General features: G+C 47.2%; 17 protein-coding genes. 6 read left to right on the top strand and 11 right to left on the bottom strand.

Annotated features, from left to right (window positions below):
* The first annotated feature begins 16 nt into the window (after window positions 1-16).
* A complete protein-coding gene (locus CWC22_RS10140; protein WP_138538200.1) occupies window positions 17-2653 on the top strand; it encodes a M9 family metallopeptidase in 2637 nt (878 codons plus the stop codon).
* Between the two features lie 143 nt (window positions 2654-2796).
* Here the strand turns inward: CWC22_RS10140 and CWC22_RS10135 are convergent, their stop codons facing one another.
* The 11 genes from CWC22_RS10135 to ald all read right to left on the bottom strand — a co-directional run bounded on the left by CWC22_RS10135 (window position 2797) and on the right by ald (window position 15511).
* Window positions 2797-3198 (bottom strand): STAS/SEC14 domain-containing protein, encoded by a 402-nt coding sequence (locus CWC22_RS10135; protein WP_138538201.1) that lies wholly within the window; start codon window positions 3196-3198, stop codon window positions 2797-2799.
* Window positions 3199-3611: 413 nt separating this feature from the next.
* A complete protein-coding gene (locus tag CWC22_RS10130) occupies window positions 3612-3779 on the bottom strand; it encodes a hypothetical protein (protein WP_164517513.1) in 168 nt (55 codons plus the stop codon).
* Window positions 3780-4007: 228 nt separating this feature from the next.
* A complete protein-coding gene (locus tag CWC22_RS10125) occupies window positions 4008-4256 on the bottom strand; it encodes a hypothetical protein (RefSeq protein ID WP_010384588.1) in 249 nt (82 codons plus the stop codon).
* Window positions 4257-4267: 11 nt separating this feature from the next.
* Window positions 4268-5113, bottom strand: coding sequence for a CsiV family protein (locus CWC22_RS10120; RefSeq protein WP_138538202.1), 846 nt, complete (start codon window positions 5111-5113; stop codon window positions 4268-4270).
* Window positions 5110-8583: a transcription-repair coupling factor gene (gene mfd, locus CWC22_RS10115; protein ID WP_138538203.1), complete on the bottom strand. Its 3474-nt coding sequence runs from the start codon at window positions 8581-8583 to the stop codon at window positions 5110-5112. Before mfd ends, CWC22_RS10120 begins: the two co-directional genes overlap by 4 nt.
* Before the next feature lie 115 nt (window positions 8584-8698).
* The gene (locus CWC22_RS10110; protein WP_138538204.1) at window positions 8699-9589 is read right to left on the bottom strand and encodes a carbon-nitrogen hydrolase; all 891 of its coding nucleotides are present in this window, start codon (window positions 9587-9589) and stop codon (window positions 8699-8701) included.
* Complete coding sequence (locus CWC22_RS10105) at window positions 9589-10638, bottom strand: agmatine deiminase family protein (RefSeq protein WP_138538205.1); 1050 nt, start codon at window positions 10636-10638, stop codon at window positions 9589-9591. The genes CWC22_RS10110 and CWC22_RS10105 overlap by 1 nt, the downstream gene beginning before the upstream one ends.
* Before the next feature lie 54 nt (window positions 10639-10692).
* The gene (locus CWC22_RS10100) at window positions 10693-11286 is read right to left on the bottom strand and encodes a PilZ domain-containing protein (protein WP_125559633.1); all 594 of its coding nucleotides are present in this window, start codon (window positions 11284-11286) and stop codon (window positions 10693-10695) included.
* An 84-nt stretch (window positions 11287-11370) separates the two neighbouring features.
* Complete coding sequence (locus CWC22_RS10095; RefSeq protein WP_138538312.1) at window positions 11371-13245, bottom strand: methyl-accepting chemotaxis protein; 1875 nt, start codon at window positions 13243-13245, stop codon at window positions 11371-11373.
* A 171-nt stretch (window positions 13246-13416) separates the two neighbouring features.
* A complete protein-coding gene (locus CWC22_RS10090) occupies window positions 13417-14253 on the bottom strand; it encodes an HDOD domain-containing protein (protein WP_138538206.1) in 837 nt (278 codons plus the stop codon).
* A gap of 136 nt (window positions 14254-14389) precedes the next feature.
* Window positions 14390-15511, bottom strand: a complete 1122-nt coding sequence (gene ald, locus CWC22_RS10085) for an alanine dehydrogenase (protein ID WP_125559630.1) — start codon at window positions 15509-15511, stop codon at window positions 14390-14392.
* Between the two features lie 139 nt (window positions 15512-15650).
* Here ald and lrp point away from each other — a divergent pair, with 139 nt between their 5' ends.
* The 5 genes from lrp (at window position 15651) to crcB (ending at window position 21252) form a co-directional block, all read left to right on the top strand.
* Window positions 15651-16130: a leucine-responsive transcriptional regulator Lrp gene (lrp, locus tag CWC22_RS10080; protein ID WP_010384600.1), complete on the top strand. Its 480-nt coding sequence runs from the start codon at window positions 15651-15653 to the stop codon at window positions 16128-16130.
* Window positions 16131-16198: 68 nt separating this feature from the next.
* Window positions 16199-18868 (top strand): DNA translocase FtsK, encoded by a 2670-nt coding sequence (locus tag CWC22_RS10075; RefSeq protein ID WP_138538207.1) that lies wholly within the window; start codon window positions 16199-16201, stop codon window positions 18866-18868.
* On the top strand, window positions 18868-19521 hold the full coding sequence (lolA, locus tag CWC22_RS10070; RefSeq protein ID WP_138538208.1) for an outer membrane lipoprotein chaperone LolA: 654 nt from the start codon (window positions 18868-18870) through the stop codon (window positions 19519-19521). Before CWC22_RS10075 ends, lolA begins: the two co-directional genes overlap by 1 nt.
* A complete protein-coding gene (locus tag CWC22_RS10065; RefSeq protein ID WP_125559624.1) occupies window positions 19514-20866 on the top strand; it encodes a replication-associated recombination protein A in 1353 nt (450 codons plus the stop codon). Before lolA ends, CWC22_RS10065 begins: the two co-directional genes overlap by 8 nt.
* Window positions 20866-21252, top strand: coding sequence for a fluoride efflux transporter CrcB (gene crcB / locus CWC22_RS10060; protein WP_418949219.1), 387 nt, complete (start codon window positions 20866-20868; stop codon window positions 21250-21252). Before CWC22_RS10065 ends, crcB begins: the two co-directional genes overlap by 1 nt.
* Window positions 21253-21259: the final 7 nt, after the last annotated feature.

The raw sequence follows: 21259 nt of genomic DNA, 5'->3' as shown, positions 1-21259 counted from the left end.
TAAATGAGACAACAACATGTATAAAGTAATCAAGATGACACCTCTGGTCATTGCTCTAAGCTCAGCCTCTGGCTGGGCCCATGGTGACAGAGAAACAGCGACACCCATAAATGACTTTAACGCTGTCGACTTTGCGCATACCCATGCCGATACTGAGTATAAAGCGGACGCAATGCACAGTAACAAGCAAATCACACCGAAAACAGAACTGCCTTTTGCAAGCCGTGCCTTTATGTCTTTCAGTAATGCGCTTTCGACTTCAACCAGCTGCCCCGATGAGGTATTCAGTCATCTCAGTGGTTCTGTTTTTCTAGAGGCGATAAGAAGTCATGGTAAGGTTTGTATCGATACCTTATTTAATGACAGGCCTGAAACCCTGACTTTGGGGGCCTACACCGATGCTAATTTTGCGACCGTTGTCAATGAGCTGAACACTCGGCTAGCTGATTATGACGGCCAGACAGACGTTGCTTATCTTAGCGATCTATTTTACTGGCTAAAAGCCTATGCATATTACGACTTCAGACGTTTTGTGAACCCGACGACGCAGCAAGCTATGGTAAGTGCAATCAATATTCTCTACGCCAATGAACACTTCTTTGATAAAACTGCAACCAACGCACAACTGGTCCGCAGCGCGACGGGCATCATTAAAAATGCACAAATAGGGCAGTTTTTGGTGCCACTGACGCTTGGTCTGTTAGCCAGGTACGATGAGTCCTATGAGCATATTAATGACTGGGGTCGCTCAGCAACCCCTTTATTCTGGCAAGTTCTGAATGACTGTGCGCGTGATACTAGCTGTCGTTCACAACAGCATACACATGATCTGATAGATGCAATTACCGGTTTCGTTAATGACAACCTGAATTGGCTGAGTAAGTCAGCCAACGATTACCACCTATTCAATCTGGGATATCAACTGGTTAATTTTTATCGTGGAGAACAACAAGCTCACTTTGCCCAGTTAGAACCCAAGTTACGTACTGAGATCACACGTATACTGAATAGTTACGGACCGCTAAAAACGGACCGTGAACGGACGCTCTACCTGGCTGTGCTCGAATCGATCAATTACAATCGTCAGTGTGAGACTTACGCGGTGTGTGATAAGCCACAGGAGATCATTACCCAGGTACTTGGTAATCGCCTAACGTGCCCGTCAGGTAATCTGTTTATCTGGGCACAGGATATGACTGCGGAGCAGCTGGCATGGACCTGTAACTCCCTCAAGGCTCATGAAGACCACTTTCATCAACTGTTGCGCACTGATCGGGTCCCTGTTACACCGGATGACAATGATTCGCTCAGAATGGTGATATTCAATGATAAAAAAGAGTGGGTCACATACGGTGGAGTGCTGTTTAATGTCAGCACTAGCAATGGGGGAACTTATCGGGAGGGAGATCCGTCCGCGCCGGGCGATCAGGCTACCTTTTATGCTTATGAACATGTATCTGAGCGCCCGGTTTTTGACATCTGGAATTTGCGGCATGAGTATGTTCACTATCTGGAAGGGCGTTATATCTCAAAAGGCGACTTTCACGATAGTAATAGTGCAGGTCGTACAGTCTGGTTTGGTGAAGGGATTGCGGAATATAGCTCGCTGAAGAACTGTAACCCTTATGCTGTTGAAGAGGCCAGAAAGGGGACTTATTCACTTTCCACTATATTCAGCAACGAGTATGGGGTGGGGCAAACAAGGATCTACGACTGGGGCTACCTGGCAACACGTTTTATGTACGAGCAACAAAACGCCGCGTTCTTTGATATGCTGAGGCTGTTTAAGGAGGGGGACTTCGCGCGGTACCGCTCTGAGCTGGTAGACAAATGGGTCGCTCAGAAGTTGTATGACGACCAGTTTTCAAACTGGCTGACACATGTAGAGTCGACAGGGTGTGTTATTGATACCACGCGTCCTCCCTCACCAGTGGAGCCTGTGAATGTTGATGACATTCAGGGGAATGATCAGGTTGGCATCAATGCCTGTGGGGTGCAGTTAGCGTCTGACAGAACACAGGCGGGTCAGGCCAGGTGTTTGTCAGGTACAGATACCCGACAGCTTAAAGAGTACCCCATTTACGTGCCCGAAGGGCTACAAAAAGTTTCTCTGGAGATCACGCTACGCCATGGCACGGGCAATGCGGATCTTTATTATGAGTATGGCCGTCCGGATAACGGCTGGCGTTATACCCATGAATCAACAGGGCCCAGTAATGATGAAACCCTGGTGTTAGATAACATCGAAAAAGGTTGGCACTATATTGCGGTTGGCACCGAAACGGGCTATCAAAATGCTACTTTGTTAGCCAGATATATTCAGCAGCCTATTGCGGGTGAAAATGAACTGCAAAATGGGGTCGCTGTCCCTGTTAATGTGTCTGATAGTGGTCAATTGATGTATACCATGACGGTGCCTGCTAGCGCGACTAATGTTACCTTCAGCACCAAAGGCGGAACAGGGGAGCTGGACTTGCATGTGAAGTTTGGTAGCGAGGCAAGTAAAACAGACTATGACTGTCGTCCCTGGAAAGTCGGTAACCGTGAATCCTGTCATTTTAGTACAACGAGTGGCGGTGTTTACTATATCTTGCTGAGCGCCGATCCTATGTTCAGTGGCGCTACGCTGACGGGGCGTTATGATGTTAACTAGGTCAGTCAGCTAAAAACTTGCCAGTGGCAGGGAGCAGTAAGGACAGCGGTTTAACTGCTACCCTAGTGAGGGCATATGAGCGTTACTTGTGTGCCCTTGTTTTGAAAACTTGTTCATCACTGATGAGTGCTGGTGTCACTTCGTCAGGTATCAAGAACAGATTTAAGCCAATTAATAGCATCTCTTTCGTCTGTGAAAGCTTTAAACATCTGCTCAACATCTTTTCTGTAATCCGCGAACCTGACTTCAACCTCTATACTCCAGCTGCAATTGTCAACATTTGCAAAAGCGACACATCCTGAATCAAAAAAGTGTGCCATAGCTTGCGCCCCAAACTGGTATGCATCAATAGTGGCACCTTCGTACTCATAGTTATAGAAAAGGATTGCATACCTAGTTAAATGAGATAAGTTTATTTGCTCCTTAATGTCATCAACTATCTCTTGATACCCTTCTTTATTGAAGCTTCCTGTGCTCTCTACACGTATAATATTGTTGTAAATAGTCTTGCAACGCCACTGACCGTGTGTATTGAAATCTGACATGTAAACTCGATATACAGATGTTTTATTACCTATAAAAGAGTTTAGATGATAGTTACACACATAGTGAACTCAGATTTGAAGCCAATTTTTAAGACTTTAATGAGGATGAGTGCTATATAATATGCGCTACTGGGAAGGCTGAAACGAGCGCCTTTCAAGTCGCTATTTGAGACAGTAAACCATTTTGAAAGTCTAAAAATACGCTATGGATTTTTTCTGTGGTGTTTAGAATGACTGCCCTAATTTAGGAATCAAATCAGAGTGGTGTACTTGGCACTCAAAACACGGATATAGCCCATCGGCCACAGGGGAAAATCTGCCTGTCTGGCCTTGTCGCGCAAATTTATCAGAATCAGCTTTGTTTGGAGTTTCCTTTGGTGAAAGTAGAAAGAGCGCGCTCTTATTTATAGTTATTAACCAGGCATACCGTCGGTACCACCGGTTCTGCATTGTTGTACAGAGTTAATGCACACATTAGTATGTGAACTGCCGCCTGCGATAAATCGTGTTGCTTGTTTGGCAAGCGTTTCGTTGCTGGTCAAATTTTTGAGCTTCTTCGTTTTAAGATTTAAATGGTTCATGCTTTCTTCTTAAGTATGTTGTATGCAATTTAATTCGTGAAGTATCAAAGCATGGCTGTGTACCTATTGTCAACCCTGGATGGGCGAAAAACACTCAATTTAAAGGGGGATGGTTGTGCACAAATAATTAGGGGGTTTAGCAGGGTAAAGCAAAGGAGAAGAGGCGAGCTGCGAAAAAATGCTAACGAAAGAGGCAAACAGGTAAGGAAACCTGTTTGCCTGCGAGTATTATTCCAGCCCTTTTTTGCTATAAAGTGTGACTTTATCCGAAACTAAAGTCACTTTAATGTGTTTGCTGTCGTTGCCCCAGGTGCAGTTGGTGTGCAGGGTTTTTTCTTCGCACTGATCTGCAGATCCCAGAATTTGTTCCAGCTCAGTTTTGTCCATACCCACTTCGATTTTATCGTAGTTTTCCATGCTTACTTTAGAGCAGGCGGCCAGGCCGAGGAGCAGAGTCAGGGTTAAAATTTTTTTCATAGTAGTTTCCGTCAGTGTCTGTATTTTCTGATTTGGAAGATGATCCCCATTTTGGGATGATCTAAATAATGAATGTCGCCGCTGTATACCCGGGTAAACTGAGACATTCTGGCGCTTTGCAGGTCGCCTTCATCACTTTTGTAATGATAGTCAAAGTTACTGGTAACATATAAATAATGCCGTATGTGGATTTTCATCCAACCCTGTAGCTGCCACAGGGTCGGATCTTGTTCCTTTTGCGCAACTTGTTTGGGTTCGCCCAGCAGGCTGATAAAGCCATCGTCCGGGGCACCTAAACGGGCCACATAGCTGGCGGGTTGCTCGAACTTTTGTCCGCCATAAACGAGTATGTTAGGGGCACGCTTTTTACTTTGGTCGGGAAAGCGCCAGCCGGTGTGTAGAATTGGTTCAAGCCCTTTCTTTTTTAACTTATTGAGCACGCTGTCAAACTTTAGCTGCTCTTGGTTGAGCAAGTAGATGCTTTGTTTATGGTCCTGCGGCTCTGCGTGGGGCGTAAGCGGCAGCTGTTGATACTGCGCCATATAGTCTACGCCATCGGCGCAGTGCCAGGAGGCATCCAGCTGAACAAAGCGACTGGTAACCGGGCGCGGATCAAAACGACTGTCACCATTGAGACAAGCCTGCTGGCCGGCACTGTTGTAGCCTTTAGTGAGCAGGTCAAGTGTTCGGTTTAAATCCAGCTCGGGATTTTCAATCGTAAAATCCTCTTGCAGTTGCTCGTTATCCTGCTGAGCAAAAGCGATCAGCTCAACTTCATACCAGCGTTTTGCGCTGGCCGAAGCTGAGGCCAGCATCGCAGCGCTTAGTAATGTCAGGGAAAGGGCTGTCCTTATCATGCCACCGCCTTTTTCTGAAAGTCGTCAATCATTGCATTTACCAGTTTTAAACGTTCCTGACCATTTTTCTCTTCGATATTAAAGCGCAATTTGCTGGCACCTTCCATGCGGTACACAGTCGGGTTGCTTTGTATCAGAGCAATGATGAATGTCGGGTTAACCGTGGTACTGGCACTGAACTCAAAGTAGCCGCCTTTTTGGTTGGCTTCCACTTTGGTGATCCCCAGTTTAGCCGCTTTTGATTTCAAAAGTTGAATGCTAAAGAGGTTTTTCGCGGCATCCGGCAGTAATCCAAAGCGGTCAATCAGTTCGACCTTTAGCTCGTCCTGCGTGTCTTCATCATTGGCGCTGGCAATACGCTTGTACATGCTCAGGCGCATGTTTACATCATGGATATAGTCATCAGGCAGCAATGCTGGAATTTTCAGGTCCACATCGCTTTGCTGTTGTAGCAGATTTTCCAGGGTCGGCTCTTTTCCGTCTTTAAGTGCTTGTACAGCCTGCTCAAGCATTTCCATGTAAAGGGTAAAGCCGACGGTTTGGATCTGACCGCTCTGCTCATCACCCAGTAGTTCACCCGCGCCACGGATCTCCAAATCGTGTGTCGCTAAGGCAAAGCCGGCGCCAAGGTCTTCAAGTGATTCAATGGCCTGAAGTCGTTTTACGGCATCTTTGGTCAGTGTCTGGCTGTTGCGGGTCAGCAGGTAGGCATAAGCCTGATGGTGGCTACGCCCAACCCGGCCACGCAACTGGTGCATCTGTGCCAGGCCCAGTTTGTCTGCGCGGTCCATGATGATGGTATTGGCAGACGGGATATCGATGCCGGTTTCTATGATGGTGGTACACACCAGCACATTGTGCTTTTGATGATAAAAGTCACTCATCAGTTGTTCGAGTTCTTTTTCGCGCATCTGACCATGCGCAATGGCAATGCTGGCCTCAGGCACCAGTGCGGCAATGTCGGCTGCCGTTTTATCTATGGTTTCTACATTATTGTGTAAGAAGTACACCTGACCACCGCGTTTAATTTCCCTCAGGATGGCTTCGCGGATCACTTCATCGTTGCGCTCCTGCACAAAGGTCTTCACTGCCAGGCGTTTTGCGGGTGGTGTTGCAATGATTGACAGGTCACGCATGCCACTCATGGCCATATTCAGGGTTCGTGGAATGGGTGTTGCTGTGAGCGTGAGTATGTCTACGTCGGCGCGCAGCTGTTTGATCTTCTCTTTTTGCCTTACCCCGAAGCGGTGCTCTTCGTCGACAATCAATAAGCCCAGGTCTTTATACTTGATGCTCTGTTGCAGCAGTTTGTGGGTGCCGATCACAATATCAAGCTGGCCGTTTTCAAGTTTGTCGAGGGTGTCTTTTTGCTCTTTCGTGCTGTTAAAGCGGGATAATACACCAACCTCAATGGGCAAGGAGGCAAAGCGATCACGGAAGTTCTCATAGTGTTGTTGCGCCAGCAAGGTGGTGGGCACCAGCACGGCAACTTGTTTGTTGTCATTTATCGCAACAAAGGCTGCTCGCATGGCCACTTCCGTTTTACCAAAACCAACGTCACCACACACCAGTCGATCCATTGCCAGTGGCGTTTGCATATCACCCAGTACGGCGTCAATGGCGTTACGTTGATCTTCAGTCTCTTCAAACGGGAAGGTATCGCTGAATTCGCGATAGGCCTGGCCGTCGAGTTTGAATAAATGTCCCGGTTTGCTTTGACGTTTAGCGTAGATGTCTAACAGCTCTGCGGCAACATCACGGACTTTTTCCGCGGCGCGGCGTTTGGCTTTTTCCCAGACGTCTGAGCCGAGTTTATGCAGCGGGGCAGAGGCTTCTTCTCCGCCGGAGTATCGGCTTAGCATGTGTAGTGCAGATACGGGCACATAGAGCTTGGCCTCATTGGCATAGATGATGGTCACAAACTCTGTGGCAACACCGGCGGCATCAATGGTCTGCAGGCCAAGGTATCGACCGACACCATGGTCCAGGTGGACAATAGGCTGGCCTTCTTTGAGCTCTGCCAGGTTGCGTATAAGTGCATCCTGGCCTTGATCGTATTTGTGTTTACGACGGCGGCGCTGTGAAACTTTAATACCCAGCAATTCTTGCTCAGTCAGAATACTTAAGGGCTTGTTTCCGTCGAGCATGACAGAGCGCTCGAGCGGACTGACAATCAGACCTACATCGTTGCGTGCACTGGCGAAATCAGCAAAATTATCGAACTCTTTGAGCTTTAGGCCACTTGGCTTGAGTAAGGTCATTAGAGATTCACGGCGACCATCCGATTCTACACTGAATAACACCCGGCCTTTATTCTTTTTCTGTACGGTAATGTAATCCAGCAGTGGCTTGTAGGGATCAGTCTGTTTGTGGTCAACACGGACATCAGTCACCAGGTGGGCGCTGAGATTGGTATGCCCGGCTTTGGTGCCCAGGCTTGCTTCACTCAGGCGAATTCTGGGGTAACGCGAAAACCCTTCAAACAGGGTTTCGACGTTCTGATAAAGGCGCACTGGTTCCAGCAGGGGGCGCAATGGATCAACCCGTCGGTTCTCATAGCGATTGTTGACGTCTAACCAAAACTCGGAGGCTGCCTGTTCGATGTCACCCAGGTGCATAAACACGGCTTGTTCTGGCAGGTAATCAAAAATGGTCGCAATTTCTTCGTAAAATAGCGGTAGGTAATACTCAATACCGGCAGGCCAGTTGCCCCGGGTTACCTGCATATAAATGGAGTCTTGTTCGCTGCTCGCACCAAAGGTTTCCCGATACGCAATGCGAAAACGCTCAATGTCTTCGTCGTTGGTTGGGAATTCGTGAGCGGGTAATAAATCGATGGACTTTATTTGTTCGCTGGAGCGCTGCGTCTCAATATCAAAGAGTCGAATGCTGTCCAGTTCATCATCGAAAAAGTCTAGCCGGAATGGTGTGGTGCTGCCCATTGGGAACAGGTCGATAATAGAGCCTCTGACAGCAAATTCGCTGTGCTCCATTACTTGCTGTACGTTACGGTATCCGGCCTGAGCCAGCGTTTCTTTGAGCTTTTGTGCATCCAGTGAGTCGCCGACCTTAAACTGTAAGGCATTGCCATAAATAAATTCAGGTGGTGCAGTACGCAACATTAACGTGGACACAGGGAGTAATAATACGCCCTGATGCTGATGACGCAGGGAATTCAGGCTGGCAAGGCGCTGCGAAATGATATCCTGATGAGGTGAAAAGTGATCATAGGGTAAGGTTTCCCAGTCGGGGAAAACATGAACTTTGTCTTCACCCAGTAAGTAACCCAATTCAGTCTCAAGGCGCAATGCGCTTGGCGTATCAGGTGTTACCACCACAACCAGTGCATCATGTTGTCTGACGCCTTCACTGATGGCAATGGACATACTGCTACCGACCAGCTGGCCCCAATGGATTTTATCCTTTTGTGATTTGACCCAGGGAAGTTTGTTCCACTGCGCTGTTGCCATTCATATACTCCTGTTACTGCATGTTGTTTTTATTGCACTTAATGTAATTCGACTCGCGCTTAGCGATAATAAAGCATAGCGGCCTGACGCTATGTCGAGGCCGTTTTGGGATAGATTAGTCCCGGTAAATTTTGCACAGGTCCTGATAATGGTCGATACGACGATCTCTCAGGTATGGCCAAATTCGTCTGACTGACTCACTGCGGCTCTGATCAAGTTCAACCACCAAAAGTTGTTCTTCAGATTCGCTGCCATGTGCCAGTAGCTCGCCCTGTGGCCCCGCGACAAAGGAGTTACCCCAGAACTGGATCCCTTCGCTTTGGCCACTTGGGTCGGCTTCGTGGCCAACACGGTTAACACTTAAAACGGGCAAGCCATTAGATACGGCATGGGCGCGTTGTGCGATCATCCAGGCGTCGCGCTGACGAATTTGTTCGTCCTGCTCGTCGCGCGTGTCCCAACCTATTGCTGTCGGGTAAATCAGCATATCAGCACCTGCCATGGCCATTAAGCGCGCACCTTCCGGGAACCATTGATCCCAGCATACTAATACACCTAGTTTACCTACTGAGGTTTGAATAGGCGTAAAGCCCATGTCGCCTGGTGTAAAATAGAATTTTTCATAAAAGCCCGGATCGTCAGGAATGTGCATTTTTCGATACTGACCGGCAATGCTGCCATCGGCTTCAAAGACAACTGCTGTATTGTGATACAAGCCGGTTGCGCGTTTTTCGAAAAGCGAAGCGACAATTACCAGCTTCAGTTCTTTGGCAAGCTGACAAAATACATCGGTACTAGGGCCAGGGATCGTCTCAGCCAGGTCAAACAGGTCAGTGTCTTCAGTCTGACAAAAATACAGGCTGCGGTGCAGCTCTTGTAATACCACGAGTTTCGCGCCCTGAGCCGCGGCATCGCGGATCCCGGCAATAGACTTATTCAGGTTGTTTTGTAAGTCAGCGCTATTACTGTGCTGAACCAGTGCGACTTTCAACGTGTTGTTACTCATTAAAATTGGTCCTGTTTTAAAAATCCGGCGGGTAGCTGCATAGTGATACAGTGGAGGCTGCCAAACTGATGAATAATAGGCAGGCAGTCAATGCCAATGACGGTACGCTCCGGGTGCGCGCTTTGCAATTGAGTCAGTGCGCGGGCGTCGTTGTCATCGCCGTAGAGCGGCATCAAAATGGTATCATTGATGATCAGATAATTTGCGTAGGTGGCCGGCAAACGGTCGCCTTCATCATTGAATATGGCTTTAGGCCATGGCAGGGCGACAAGGTTATATGGTTGGCCTTGTGGCGTGCGGAATGACTTCAGTTGTGTCTCCATCGCACTGAGGGCTGCAAAATGCTCGTCTTTTGGATCGTCGCAGCTGACGTACACCAGTGTATTATTAGGGGCAAAGCGGACCAGCGTATCAATGTGACTGTCGGTATCATCACCGGCCAGGAAGCCATGGTCTACCCAGAGAAACTGCTTGGCACCTAAAACCTCGCTCAGTTTTTGTTCTAGCTCGGTTTTAGTCAGGTGCGGATTACGATTTGGGTTAAGCAAGCACTCAGACGTGGTTAACAAAGTGCCTGCTTCGTCGATTTCAATCCCACCGCCTTCAAGCACCAGCTCTATAGCTTCATAGTGGTTTTGGGGGTTAACCACCTGAGCGTGCAGGTGCGCATTAATCTGATTATCGAGCTCAGCTGCAAACTTATTACCCCAACCATTAAAGGTGAAGTCTTTTACAGAGAGTCGACCTGACGCATCCTGCGTAGTCAGTGGTCCATGATCACGGGCCCATGTATCGTTACAGGGTGCAACCACGAACACGATTTGTGTCATGTCGACATCTGCTGCAGTGAGTTTTTGTTCTATATGTGCTTTTAGCTCGGCATTGTGCGCTACGATGACGACCTTCTCAACTTGAGAGATCTGCTGACACAAAGCGATATAAACGGGTTCAACCTGGGGTAATATGTCTGCCCAGTCAGTATTTTGATGTGGCCAGGTAAGCATCACGGCATCTTGTGTTGCCCACTCGGGTAAAAGTGTAAAACTCATGGTGTAATCAATCAAAAATAGTAGACGACTAGTTTAGCACTGACAGCTTAGCTGTCAGCTATTTTGTTCATTTTCGTCAGGTGACTGACGCTTTTTTAACTGCCGAGTTTGGGCATGTAAGCTGGCGCGGACCAACAGTTCCTGATCGTTATCGCGAATTTGAGTGAAGGCCAGGGTATAACGAAAGCCCGAATCAATCGCCTCTTTATCTATAACCTGGGCATAACAAAATATGGCGCTGGCTTCATGTTGCAAGAACACTTTGGTTCTGAAGTCCTGGCCAAGGTTATAGTCTTGCTCTAGTGTGGCTGTGATGCCACCACCACCATAGCTGTCACATCTGAGTAGTTCATCCTCAGGTTGTTCCGTGGCCAGAATATGACTCATGATCAGGTCGATTTTACGTGACTGAGCTTGCAGATACGCAGCCAAATCGCTGGCAACATCACCCAGGTTTCGCAATGGCCTCAGTGCATTTAGGTCCAGTTCATTAATTTCGTTTGCAAGCCTGAACAGAGGCGGAATGGCAGCTTCTAGTTGAGCCTGACTTTTGGGCACCATATTGGCGTCAACAGGGTACAGGTTAATCTGGTTGGATTCGGCAATCTGAAAATATTGCTCGAAAGTGTCTTTAAGGTCGCTATGCATATGCCGAAATGCTACTTATACTGTCTTTATATCCATATACTAGCGAGTTTTAACCTCACTCGCTAGTATTACTCAGTGGCAAGTTTACACCCTGAACTGTTCTAACATGTCTTCCTGCTTAGCAATTTTTTCTACCTGAGACTGCATTGTGTGGTCAACTGCTTTGGCTTCATCAAACACAGTGTCAGACAGGTTACGGATCTGCGAAGCATTATGATTAACTTCTTCCACTACGTGTTTCTGCTCGCTGATCATGTTGGCAATACTGACATTTAAATCGACAATGCTGGCAATAGACTGACGGATTGCATCCAGTGCCTCCCGAGTGTCATTGGCTTTGCTGACCGACTTTTCAACTATGGTCTGACTTTGATTCATAACTCCAACCGCACTTTGAGCGCCGCTTTGCAGCTGATCTATCATGGCTTTAATTTCGGTAGTTGCTTCTTGAGTGCGTTGCGCCAGGGTTCTTACTTCATCGGCAACTACCGCAAACCCGCGACCAGATTCGCCGGCCCGTGCGGCTTCAATGGCGGCGTTAAGCGCTAACAGATTGGTTTGCTCGGCAATCCCATTGATGACAGATAATATCTGCTCTATGCCAGAGGACGATACTTCGAGTTCAGCGACAACATCAACAGCACGTTTGATCTGTACTGACAAATCCGTAATGGCGTCGGTTGATTCTGCAACTATGGTTTCACCATTGCTGGCGAGGTTATCGGTATTTTGAATCGCGTCGGCTGCCTGTTGTGCTGTGTTTGCAACTTGTTGTTCAGTGCTTGACATGTTCGCTGTTGCAGTCGTTAAGGTATTGAGCGCATTAAGCTGTTGCTCAATGGCCATGGTGGCCTGATTGGCACCGGTAGACGTTTGCCGGGCATCTTCTAATACTTCATGTCCAAGTTGCTGAATATCAGCAATGAGCGTTTGCAACCGGGAAGTAAAGCGATTGAAGTTTTCAGCCAGTGACGCAAATTCGGGCTCGTTAGATGCCTCAAGGCGAACTGTCAGATCAGCGTGACCCTGGGCAATGTTAGCCATGGCAACATTGATGTCTTCGAGGGGCTTAAGGAGGAAGTTAATGACCAAAGATAATACAACAACGGCTGCAATCACAGCGATGAGTGAAAACAAAGTGGCGTCCTGAGCCATAGTATCAACAGCAGTAAAGACTTTGTCTTTTTCGAGCGCGACCCCCACATACCAATCCAAACCTTCGACGTCCTTAAAGGTGATTAAATAGGTGCGGTTATTCATCATAACTTCTTGCACCGTTTGAGACACCTGGGTTCGGCCTAAAAATTGACTTGCTTGCTGACCATTTAACTCGGTATCGGGGTGCGAAATAATGGTGCCATCTTTACTCACCATAAACGCAAAACCAGAGTCAAATAATTCGAACGAATTGATCATATTTCCGAGTTTGGCGAGACTGACATCAAAGAAAATCGCGCCATGGAAACGGCCGCCTTTTTTAACAGGTGTGCCGACAGATACCACAATTTCTTTGCTCACTGAATCGGCATAAGGTGCCGTCACAATTAATTGATTAGCTTGTTTAGCGCCTGCAAACCACGGACGCACCCGTGGATCCCAGGTTGGTCCAGGGTCCCATCCTGGATCGCTTGCAACATAGTTTCCGGTCGCGTCTTCACCATAGCCAATCAACAGAAATGTTTCTTTTAATTTGGGCTGTGAGATCAAGGGCAGGGCTTGTTTAAGTGAGTCGCTTTGTTCGACCAGTCCGGTGGTCAGTACTGCCAAATCAATAGCACCTTGCATCTGCGAGGTCACAGTGTTACTGATCCCCTGAATGATTTCTCCCACACTATCATTGACTTGTTGTTGTAAATTATCTTTCAGTAAAAAATACTGTTTAAGTGATAGTAATAACAGGGCCAGAAAGAGCACTGAGGCTGAAACGGCTATTACCTTAAATTTGAACTTCACAGGCATATCTCCTAACTGCTTACCTTTATAAAGGTAAATCATTGAGGGAAACTTTCAATTATTTAGGCATTTAAATACAGTTTTTATTAGTTATAAGCGGATCTGCAACAGATCTGCCATGGTTAATTATCTCGGCCTATCGTGTTCTTATTTGTAGGTGATGGGTGTGGGTTATCGCTACTCTGAAGATTCACCCCACAACTCGTCGAGCTCTTCGTCAGAAATATCCAGATAATCCATGACATCGTCTTTGATCACTTGCCACTCCGGGTTTTGTTCACTTACTGGGGTTGTTGCTAAATAGGATTTATGGCGGGCAATTTTTAAAATCGACAGCAGGTCATTACCAATGTTATCTAACTCCCCGGACGTAAGAATACCGTCTACGTCATGTTGGTAGTAAATAACGTTAATCACGATCTTTGGCAGGCGCCACTGCTGAGCGAGTAACGCACCTATGGTGCCATGGCTGGTGTGGTACTGAGCAAACTCAAATTGACTGGCTTCGGTCCAGCCGTCTGTCTGTGCTTTATCCAGTACGTTCTGATAGTCATCAAAGTGCTGGCATAAAATGGGGATCCCAACGCCATGGAATAAACCAAGCATGTAGGCGTGATTTGCCAGTGCAGGCCGGTTAAGGCGGTTACAAATGAGAGAAGCATGTTGACCAATATCGGATTGCGTTTCCCAGAAATCGCTTAGTGCAGCAGGTAAATCAACAGAGGACTTCAAAGCCACCGCTTTAACTAACGGAATAAGCCGTTTTAACCCCAGGATCATGACAGCTTGTTCAATGGAGTCAATTTCGCGGCTGCGACGAAAGGCAGCTGAATTCACTACTTGCAAAATAGCCGCACTGATCGCGACATCGCTTTGCAATATCTCTGAAATTTTGGTGATGTTTGGTTCCGGGAGCTTAGCTTCTTCTGAAAACTGCAACAGTGCTTGTGGTCTTGGCGGAATATTGACCGTTTTTAAAATGAGTTTTTCTTGCTGGGTGAGAGATATGGCCATGCAACGCTACCTTTACTACCTGACTATAATAAAAAGATAGACAATAAAAAGCGGTGCAGGCAACTCTCTTCGAGTCTGGCGTATAAAAAGCAAAAAGCCCCGCATGAGCGAGGCTTTGTAAACACAAAGTGTTTAATTATACGTTGGCAAGCGCTGTACGTGCTTCAACGTATTCCATGTTAAAGCCTTCAGCAACTTCTTTGCATGTGATCTGGCCTTTAATAACGTTCAGACCATTCAGGAAGTGCTCGTCAGACAATAGCGCCTCTTTATAGCCCTGGTTTGCAAGCTTGATGATGTAAGGCAGTGTTGCGTTGTTCAAAGCAAACGTAGAAGTGCGTGGTACTGCGCCTGGCATGTTTGCTACGCAGTAGTGAACAACATCGTCAACGATGTAAGTTGGCTCTGCGTGTGTTGTTGCTTTAGAAGTTGCGATACAACCACCCTGGTCGATAGCAACGTCAACGATTGCTGCACCAGGCTTCATTGCTTTGATGTGCTCAGCTGTAACTAGTTTAGGAGCAGCTGCACCTGGGATTAGAACACCACCGATCACTAGGTCTGCTTCAACAACGTGCTTCTCTAGCGCATCAACTGTTGAGTAGATAACTTTAGCCTGGCTGCCAAACTGTGCGTTTAGGCTACGCAGAACGTCGATGTTACGGTCAAGGATTGTTACGTCAGCACCCATACCAACAGCCATTTGTGCTGCGTTACGGCCAACCATACCACCACCGATCACAACGACTTTCGCTGGTTCAACACCTGGTACGCCACCCAAAAGCATGCCGCGACCCAGGTTTGACTTTTCAAGTGCCTGCGCACCAGCCTGGATTGACATACGACCAGCAACTTCTGACATAGGTGCCAATAGTGGTAAACCACCACGGTTGTCAGTAACAGTTTCGTATGCGATACAGATTGCGCCGCTCTTAACCAGATCTTCTGTCTGAGGCAAATCAGGTGCAAGGTGCAAGTAAGTGAATAGAATTTGGTCTTCACGTAGCATTGCGCGCTCAACAGCCTGTGGCTCTTTTACTTTAACGATCATGTCAGCTTGTTCGAAAACCTGTGCCGCTGTGTCACGGATTTCAGCACCAACCTGAATGTAATCCTCGTCAGTGAAACCAATACCGATACCTGCATTTGTTTCAACTATTACCTGGTGGCCGTGATTAATCAGTTCACGAACACTCGCTGGAACCATACCAACACGGTATTCGTGGTTTTTTATCTCTTTAGGTACACCAATAATCATAACAATTCGCCTCAATTAAGAACGGGGTAAAAATTTTCGACCATTATAGATATGGTTTGCTAGTATGTCCTACCTTTTTTAGTATAATGAATAGTTGATAACACTGTATTAAGTAAATATTCAGGATATAAAACTGATCATGCATACTCAGTTAGACAGAACCGATAGAAAGATTTTAGTTGAACTGCAAAAAGACGGACGAATTTCTAATGTAGAATTGGCAAGACGAATAGGGCTAAGCGCTACGCCTTGTCTGGAGCGGGTAAAAAAACTCGAACGCGAAGGCTATATAAAAGGCTATAAGGCAGTTGTTGACCCGGTGAAACTGGGTCAGGGCTTGTTGGTATTCGTTGAGGTCACAGTTAATAAAAATTCGCCAGACGTGTTCGATCAGTTTAATCAGGCGGTCAAACAACATGATGAAATTATCGAATGTCATCTTGTGTCTGGTAACTTTGATTATCTGTTAAAAACTCGGGTGACGGATATGTCTGAGTATCGCGGCGTTTTGGGTGAGATACTTTTAAAACTCCCCAGTATTAGTGAAAGTCGTACCTATGTTGTAATGGAAGAAGTAAAAGGGGAGCAAGGTGAAGTGATAAAACCTTGTGCACCCTAGGGAAATTCTTGCTAAGGTGTGCAAAAAGTCATGTTAGAATTAACGAAACAGTATTTAGGTATTACATAATGCGCTTAAATGGTATTCAGCGCCTGCTGGAGACTGGCCTGATTGTCAGTACGGCGGCAGCGATATTTACGCTGTGCGCACTTATCAGCTTTGACCCGGCAGACCCCGCCTGGACGCAAACAGGCGAGTTTATTAAGGTTAACAACGTCACAGGTGCTGCTGGTGCCTGGGTTGCTGATATCTTATTACTCAGCTTTGGCTGGCTGGCATTTTTAGTGCCGGCTGTCATTCAGTTGTTTGGCTATCTGTTATTCAAAAAACCACATAAGCTACTGCAGTTAGACTACACAACTTTGGGACTGAGACTGATAGGCGGCACGTTATTTATCACATCAGCCAGTGCTATCAGTAGCATCAATTTTGATGATATTTATAATTTTTCTTCCGGTGGGGTAGTGGGGGATGTGGTCGCCAGTGCCATGATGCCTGCATTTAACTTTACTGGAACCACGATCTTGTTATTGTGCTTTTTCTTTGCCGGTCTGACCCTGTTAACAGGGGTATCCTGGGTTGAATTTGTCGACTATATTGGCGAAAAAGTGGTTGCGTTCTGTAAATGGTGTTTCGACAAAATAAAACATCGTAGCGAACCCAAGTCGGCGGTCACGCTAAGTGATGGTAAAGAAGGTAGCAAAGACGCTGGTCTGCCGAATAATGCTACGCTGGTCGAAAGTGCTGAGCGCAATCAAGCAGCTGCGCAAGTTGAAGCCGAAGCCAGTGAGCAGGTTATAGAAGATGTGGTTGAGGTCACAACCCCTGATCCCGTCGAGCAAATTTCGGATACTGATCAACAGTCCAATAAGAGTAAGCCTCAAAAGCTAAAAGATAAGTTGTTTGGCGCAAAACCAGCGCCTCAGCCCGAACCCGAGATACGGCAAGCTGAGGCAAGCGATTTAGCGATGGCCAATGACGATGATATTGCCGTAGCGCCCTGCGTGTTCGATGAGCTGGATGACATTCTTGAGCAGGAAATTAACTTCTCTGCGGTCGACGATGAAGCGTTTGATACGGTAGCGGCACTGAATGCACTGGACGATACTCCTGCGCCTGTTGAAACCAAAGTGGTATCACCTGCACGGCCATTAAAGCCGAAGGAAAAACCTGCATCAGGTTATCAGCCACCACCTAGCGCCAAAGAGCAATTTGAAGCTTTATTGGAAGCTGAACCTCCGAAAGATCCTTTGCCGTCACTCGACTTGCTAGACAGACCAGACAAAGCGAAAAATCCGATCTCCGAAGAAGAGCTCGAAGCGGTATCTCGACTTGTTGAGTCCAAACTATTGGATTTCAATATTCAGGCTAAGGTTATGGGAGTTTATCCGGGACCGGTTGTTACACGTTTTGAGCTGGATCTGGCACCTGGAATCAAAGTTGCTAAGATCACCGGCCTTGCGAAAGATTTGGCGCGTTCTCTGTCAGCCGTCAGTGTGCGTGTGGTTGAAGTTATTCCGGGCAAGACTTTTGTGGGTCTGGAGCTACCAAATAAAAATCGAGAAATCGTGCGTTTATCAGAAGTGATAAACGCCCCTAAGTTTGAGCAAAATGCTTCGCCACTGACCATGGTACTGGGCAAAGATATTGCCGGGCAGCCGGTGGTGGCCGATTTGGCTAAAATGCCTCACTTACTTGTCGCCGGTACAACAGGTTCAGGTAAGTCAGTCGGCGTTAATGTTATGATATTAAGCTTGTTGTACAAATCACCACCTGAAGACGTACGCATGATTATGATTGACCCTAAAATGCTTGAATTGTCGGTGTATGAGGGCATTCCGCATTTGCTGTGTGAGGTGGTCACGGATATGAAAGAAGCAGCCAATGCGTTGCGTTGGTGTGTGGGTGAAATGGAACGTCGTTATAAGCTGATGTCAGCGCTTGGCGTGCGAAATCTGAAGGGCTACAACCAGAAGATCCTGGATGCAAAGGAAGCTGGTCATCCAATTCTGGACCCCTTGTTTAAAGACACGGATGGCATGGCAGACGAGCCCGAAGAGCTGGATAAGCTGCCGAGTATTGTTGTAGTGATCGATGAATTTGCCGACATGATGATGATTGTGGGCAAAAAGGTAGAAGAGTTAATTGCCCGTATCGCGCAAAAAGCGCGTGCAGCAGGGATCCACCTTGTGCTGGCGACGCAGCGACCTTCCGTGGATGTGATCACCGGCCTGATCAAGGCCAATATCCCAACCCGGATGGCGTTTCAGGTATCGAGTAAAATCGACTCGCGTACCATACTGGACCAACAAGGTGCAGAAAACCTGTTGGGTATGGGTGACATGCTATATCTACCACCAGGCACCAGTGTACCGATACGTGTTCATGGCGCATTTGTTGATGACCATGAGGTACATGCGGTCGTCAGTGACTGGAAAGCCCGCGGTAAACCCAACTATATCGATGACATATTGTGTGGCGAAGCCACAGAAGATATTTTACTGCCAGGCGAGGCAAGTGAGGGGGAAGACGAGGAGTCCGACCCACTCTATGATGAAGCCGTGGCGTTTGTCATTGAAACCGGTAAGGTCTCAGTGTCTAGCGTTCAGCGAAAATTACGCGTTGGTTATAACCGCGCGGCTCGCCTGGTTGAACAAATGGAAATGTCCGGCGTCGTCAGTGCGCCAGGGCATAATGGTGCCAGAGAAGTACTGGTGCCCAAAGGTGGAGCGAATTAATGAAGTTACAACCACTTATTCTGGCTTTATGTATAGTCGGAGCTAATCCGGCAGTATATGCAACGCAAACGAACGCAACGCAAACGGTTAGTGTTGCTGCACAGTCTTTGAAAGATAAGTTAAAAGCTCTGGAGAGCTTTCGGGCCGAGTTTGAGCAAAGTGTGATTGATCAGGACGGACACCTTATCCAATCCGGTAAGGGCGAAATAGTACTGCAATATCCTGCTAAAATACGCTGGCAACAGAATGAGCCCGATGAAACTTTACTAGTTTCAGATGGGCTTCGTACGGTTTATTTTGACAGCTTTGCTGAGCAAGCAACGATTCTTAATACACTTGGTCTGATAGACACAACGCCCTTTGTATTGCTGACGACACAAGATCCAAAGCAATGGCAGAAATACCAGGTTTCAGAAATTTCTGGTGGCTATCGTATTGAGCCCATTCAGTCCGGTGCTCAGGTGGAGCGGTTGGATGTTTTGTTTGCTGATGGTGGCCTGAAAATTGGCCAGTTGAACGTCACAGATTCTTCAGGTCAGATCTCCAGCTTTAAGTTCAGCGAGGCACAGATCAATGGTCCGGTGGATGCCGAGCAGTTTAAGTTTGTGATCCCAGAAGGGGTGGTCGTCGACGACCAGACACAAAGTGACTAACCTGGGTTTTGATTTTGCGCCCGATGTCAGGCCTTTGGCGGCGAGAATGCGACCGTCCAACTTAGACGGTTACATTGGGCAAAGTCATATTCTTGGTGCTGATAGTCCGTTGCGTCGGGCTATTGCTCAGGGACGTTGCCATAGTTTGATTTTGTGGGGGCCTCCCGGGGTAGGTAAAACCACACTTGCTGAGATCATCGCGCACCATGCGAATGCACAATTGTGCAAGTTATCTGCGGTTACAGCAGGCGTGAAGGAGATCCGTGAGCAAGTGCTCGATGCGAAGAATCGCCTAAGCCAAAGTAGTACTCGTACAATCTTGTTTGTTGATGAAGTCCATCGATTCAATAAGTCACAGCAGGATGCCTTTTTGCCACATATCGAAGACGGTACGTTTATCTTTATTGGTGCTACCACTGAAAACCCTTCATTTGCCCTGAACAATGCGATTTTATCCCGCGCACGTGTCTATACCTTAAAGCCGCTTAGTCTCGATGAGCTTACTCAGGTACTGCGTCAGGCACAGACTCAGGACAAAGAGCTTGGCAGCCTGCAAATTACACTGGATGATGCCGTGATAGATGCATTGTCTCGTGCTGCGGATGGCGATGCCAGAAAAGCGCTCAATCTGCTTGAACAAGCCATTGATCTGGGTGCCAATGGTGAAGGGCAAGTGTTAGTAGATGAAGCGGTACTAAAACAAGTCTTACCGTCGCACCTGGCGAAATATGATAAGGGCGGGGATATATATTACGATTTGATCTCAGCATTTCATAAATCTGTGCGGGGTAGCGATCCGGACGCCGCGTTATATTGGTATTGTCGGATCCTTGCTGGTGGTGGCGATCCGCTTTACGTAGCCAGGCGATTACTTGCGATTGCGACTGAAGACATAGGCAATGCCGATCCACGTGCCATGCAAGTGGCACTGAATGCCTGGGATATCTATCACCGGGTTGGTCCTAGTGAAGGAGAGCGGGCCATCGCACAGGCAACTATCTACCTGGCCAGTGCGGCCAAAAGTAATGCCGTCTACATGGCGTTCAATCAGGCTAAGCAGGATGCCGCCAGCGATCCTGACCTTCCGGTGCCAGAGCATCTGCGTAATGCTCCCACCAAGCTGATGAAAGAACTCGGTTTTGGTGAGGAGTATCGATATGCACACAATGAACCGGGGGCGTTTGCCGCTGGTGAATGTTACTTCCCTGCAGATATACAGCAGCGTCGTTACTATGAGCCCAGTGACAGAGGGTTAGAGAAACAAATTTCTGAAAAACTCCGTTACTTGCGTTCTTTGAATGAACAAAGTGTCCAGAAACGCTATCAAGATGAAGACAATCACTGATGGATTTGATTAAAACTTACCTGATGATTGCGACCGGTGGCGCATTTGGCGCCTGCCTGCGCTTTTTTATTAGTGATATCACCTTAAAACTCTTGGGTAAGGGATTCCCTTTTGGTACGTTGACCGTTAATATTCTGGGTTCACTGTTGATGGGCATTCTCTACGGATTAATTGATAAGCAGGTCATTGAAGTATCTCCGGCTAAAAGTTTGGTCGGGATTGGCTTCTTGGGTGCTTTAACGACATTTTCTACCTTTTCTATGGATTCTTTGCTGTTACTTCAGCAAGGCCAGATAATGAAAATGGTACTTAATATAGTGTTGAATGTCGTGATGTGTATTTTCATGGCCTGGATAGGCCTGTGCTTAGTCATGCAAAAAGGTTAAAAGAATA

The sequence above is a fragment of the Pseudoalteromonas rubra genome, assembly GCF_005886805.2.
Taxonomy (GTDB): Bacteria; Pseudomonadota; Gammaproteobacteria; order Enterobacterales; family Alteromonadaceae; genus Pseudoalteromonas; species Pseudoalteromonas rubra_D.
The sequence above is the reverse complement of the archived record's forward strand: the minus strand, read 5'-3'. Positions and strand labels throughout refer to the sequence as shown.

Bases quoted from the DNA above. Each gene is read 5' to 3' on its own strand.
- CWC22_RS10140 (WP_138538200.1), top strand. From the start codon at position 17: ATGTATAAAGTAATCAAGATGACACCTCTGGTCATTGCTCTAAGCTCA.
- CWC22_RS10135 (WP_138538201.1), bottom strand. From the start codon at position 3,198: ATGTCAGATTTCAATACACACGGTCAGTGGCGTTGCAAGACTATTTAC.
- CWC22_RS10130 (WP_164517513.1), bottom strand. From the start codon at position 3,779: ATGAACCATTTAAATCTTAAAACGAAGAAGCTCAAAAATTTGACCAGC.
- CWC22_RS10125 (WP_010384588.1), bottom strand. From the start codon at position 4,256: ATGAAAAAAATTTTAACCCTGACTCTGCTCCTCGGCCTGGCCGCCTGC.
- CWC22_RS10120 (WP_138538202.1), bottom strand. From the start codon at position 5,113: ATGATAAGGACAGCCCTTTCCCTGACATTACTAAGCGCTGCGATGCTG.
- mfd (WP_138538203.1), bottom strand. From the start codon at position 8,583: ATGGCAACAGCGCAGTGGAACAAACTTCCCTGGGTCAAATCACAAAAG.
- CWC22_RS10110 (WP_138538204.1), bottom strand. From the start codon at position 9,589: ATGAGTAACAACACGTTGAAAGTCGCACTGGTTCAGCACAGTAATAGC.
- CWC22_RS10105 (WP_138538205.1), bottom strand. From the start codon at position 10,638: ATGAGTTTTACACTTTTACCCGAGTGGGCAACACAAGATGCCGTGATG.
- CWC22_RS10100 (WP_125559633.1), bottom strand. From the start codon at position 11,286: ATGCATAGCGACCTTAAAGACACTTTCGAGCAATATTTTCAGATTGCC.
- CWC22_RS10095 (WP_138538312.1), bottom strand. From the start codon at position 13,245: ATGCCTGTGAAGTTCAAATTTAAGGTAATAGCCGTTTCAGCCTCAGTG.
- CWC22_RS10090 (WP_138538206.1), bottom strand. From the start codon at position 14,253: ATGGCCATATCTCTCACCCAGCAAGAAAAACTCATTTTAAAAACGGTC.
- ald (WP_125559630.1), bottom strand. From the start codon at position 15,511: ATGATTATTGGTGTACCTAAAGAGATAAAAAACCACGAATACCGTGTT.
- lrp (WP_010384600.1), top strand. From the start codon at position 15,651: ATGCATACTCAGTTAGACAGAACCGATAGAAAGATTTTAGTTGAACTG.
- CWC22_RS10075 (WP_138538207.1), top strand. From the start codon at position 16,199: ATGCGCTTAAATGGTATTCAGCGCCTGCTGGAGACTGGCCTGATTGTC.
- lolA (WP_138538208.1), top strand. From the start codon at position 18,868: ATGAAGTTACAACCACTTATTCTGGCTTTATGTATAGTCGGAGCTAAT.
- crcB (WP_418949219.1), top strand. From the start codon at position 20,866: ATGGATTTGATTAAAACTTACCTGATGATTGCGACCGGTGGCGCATTT.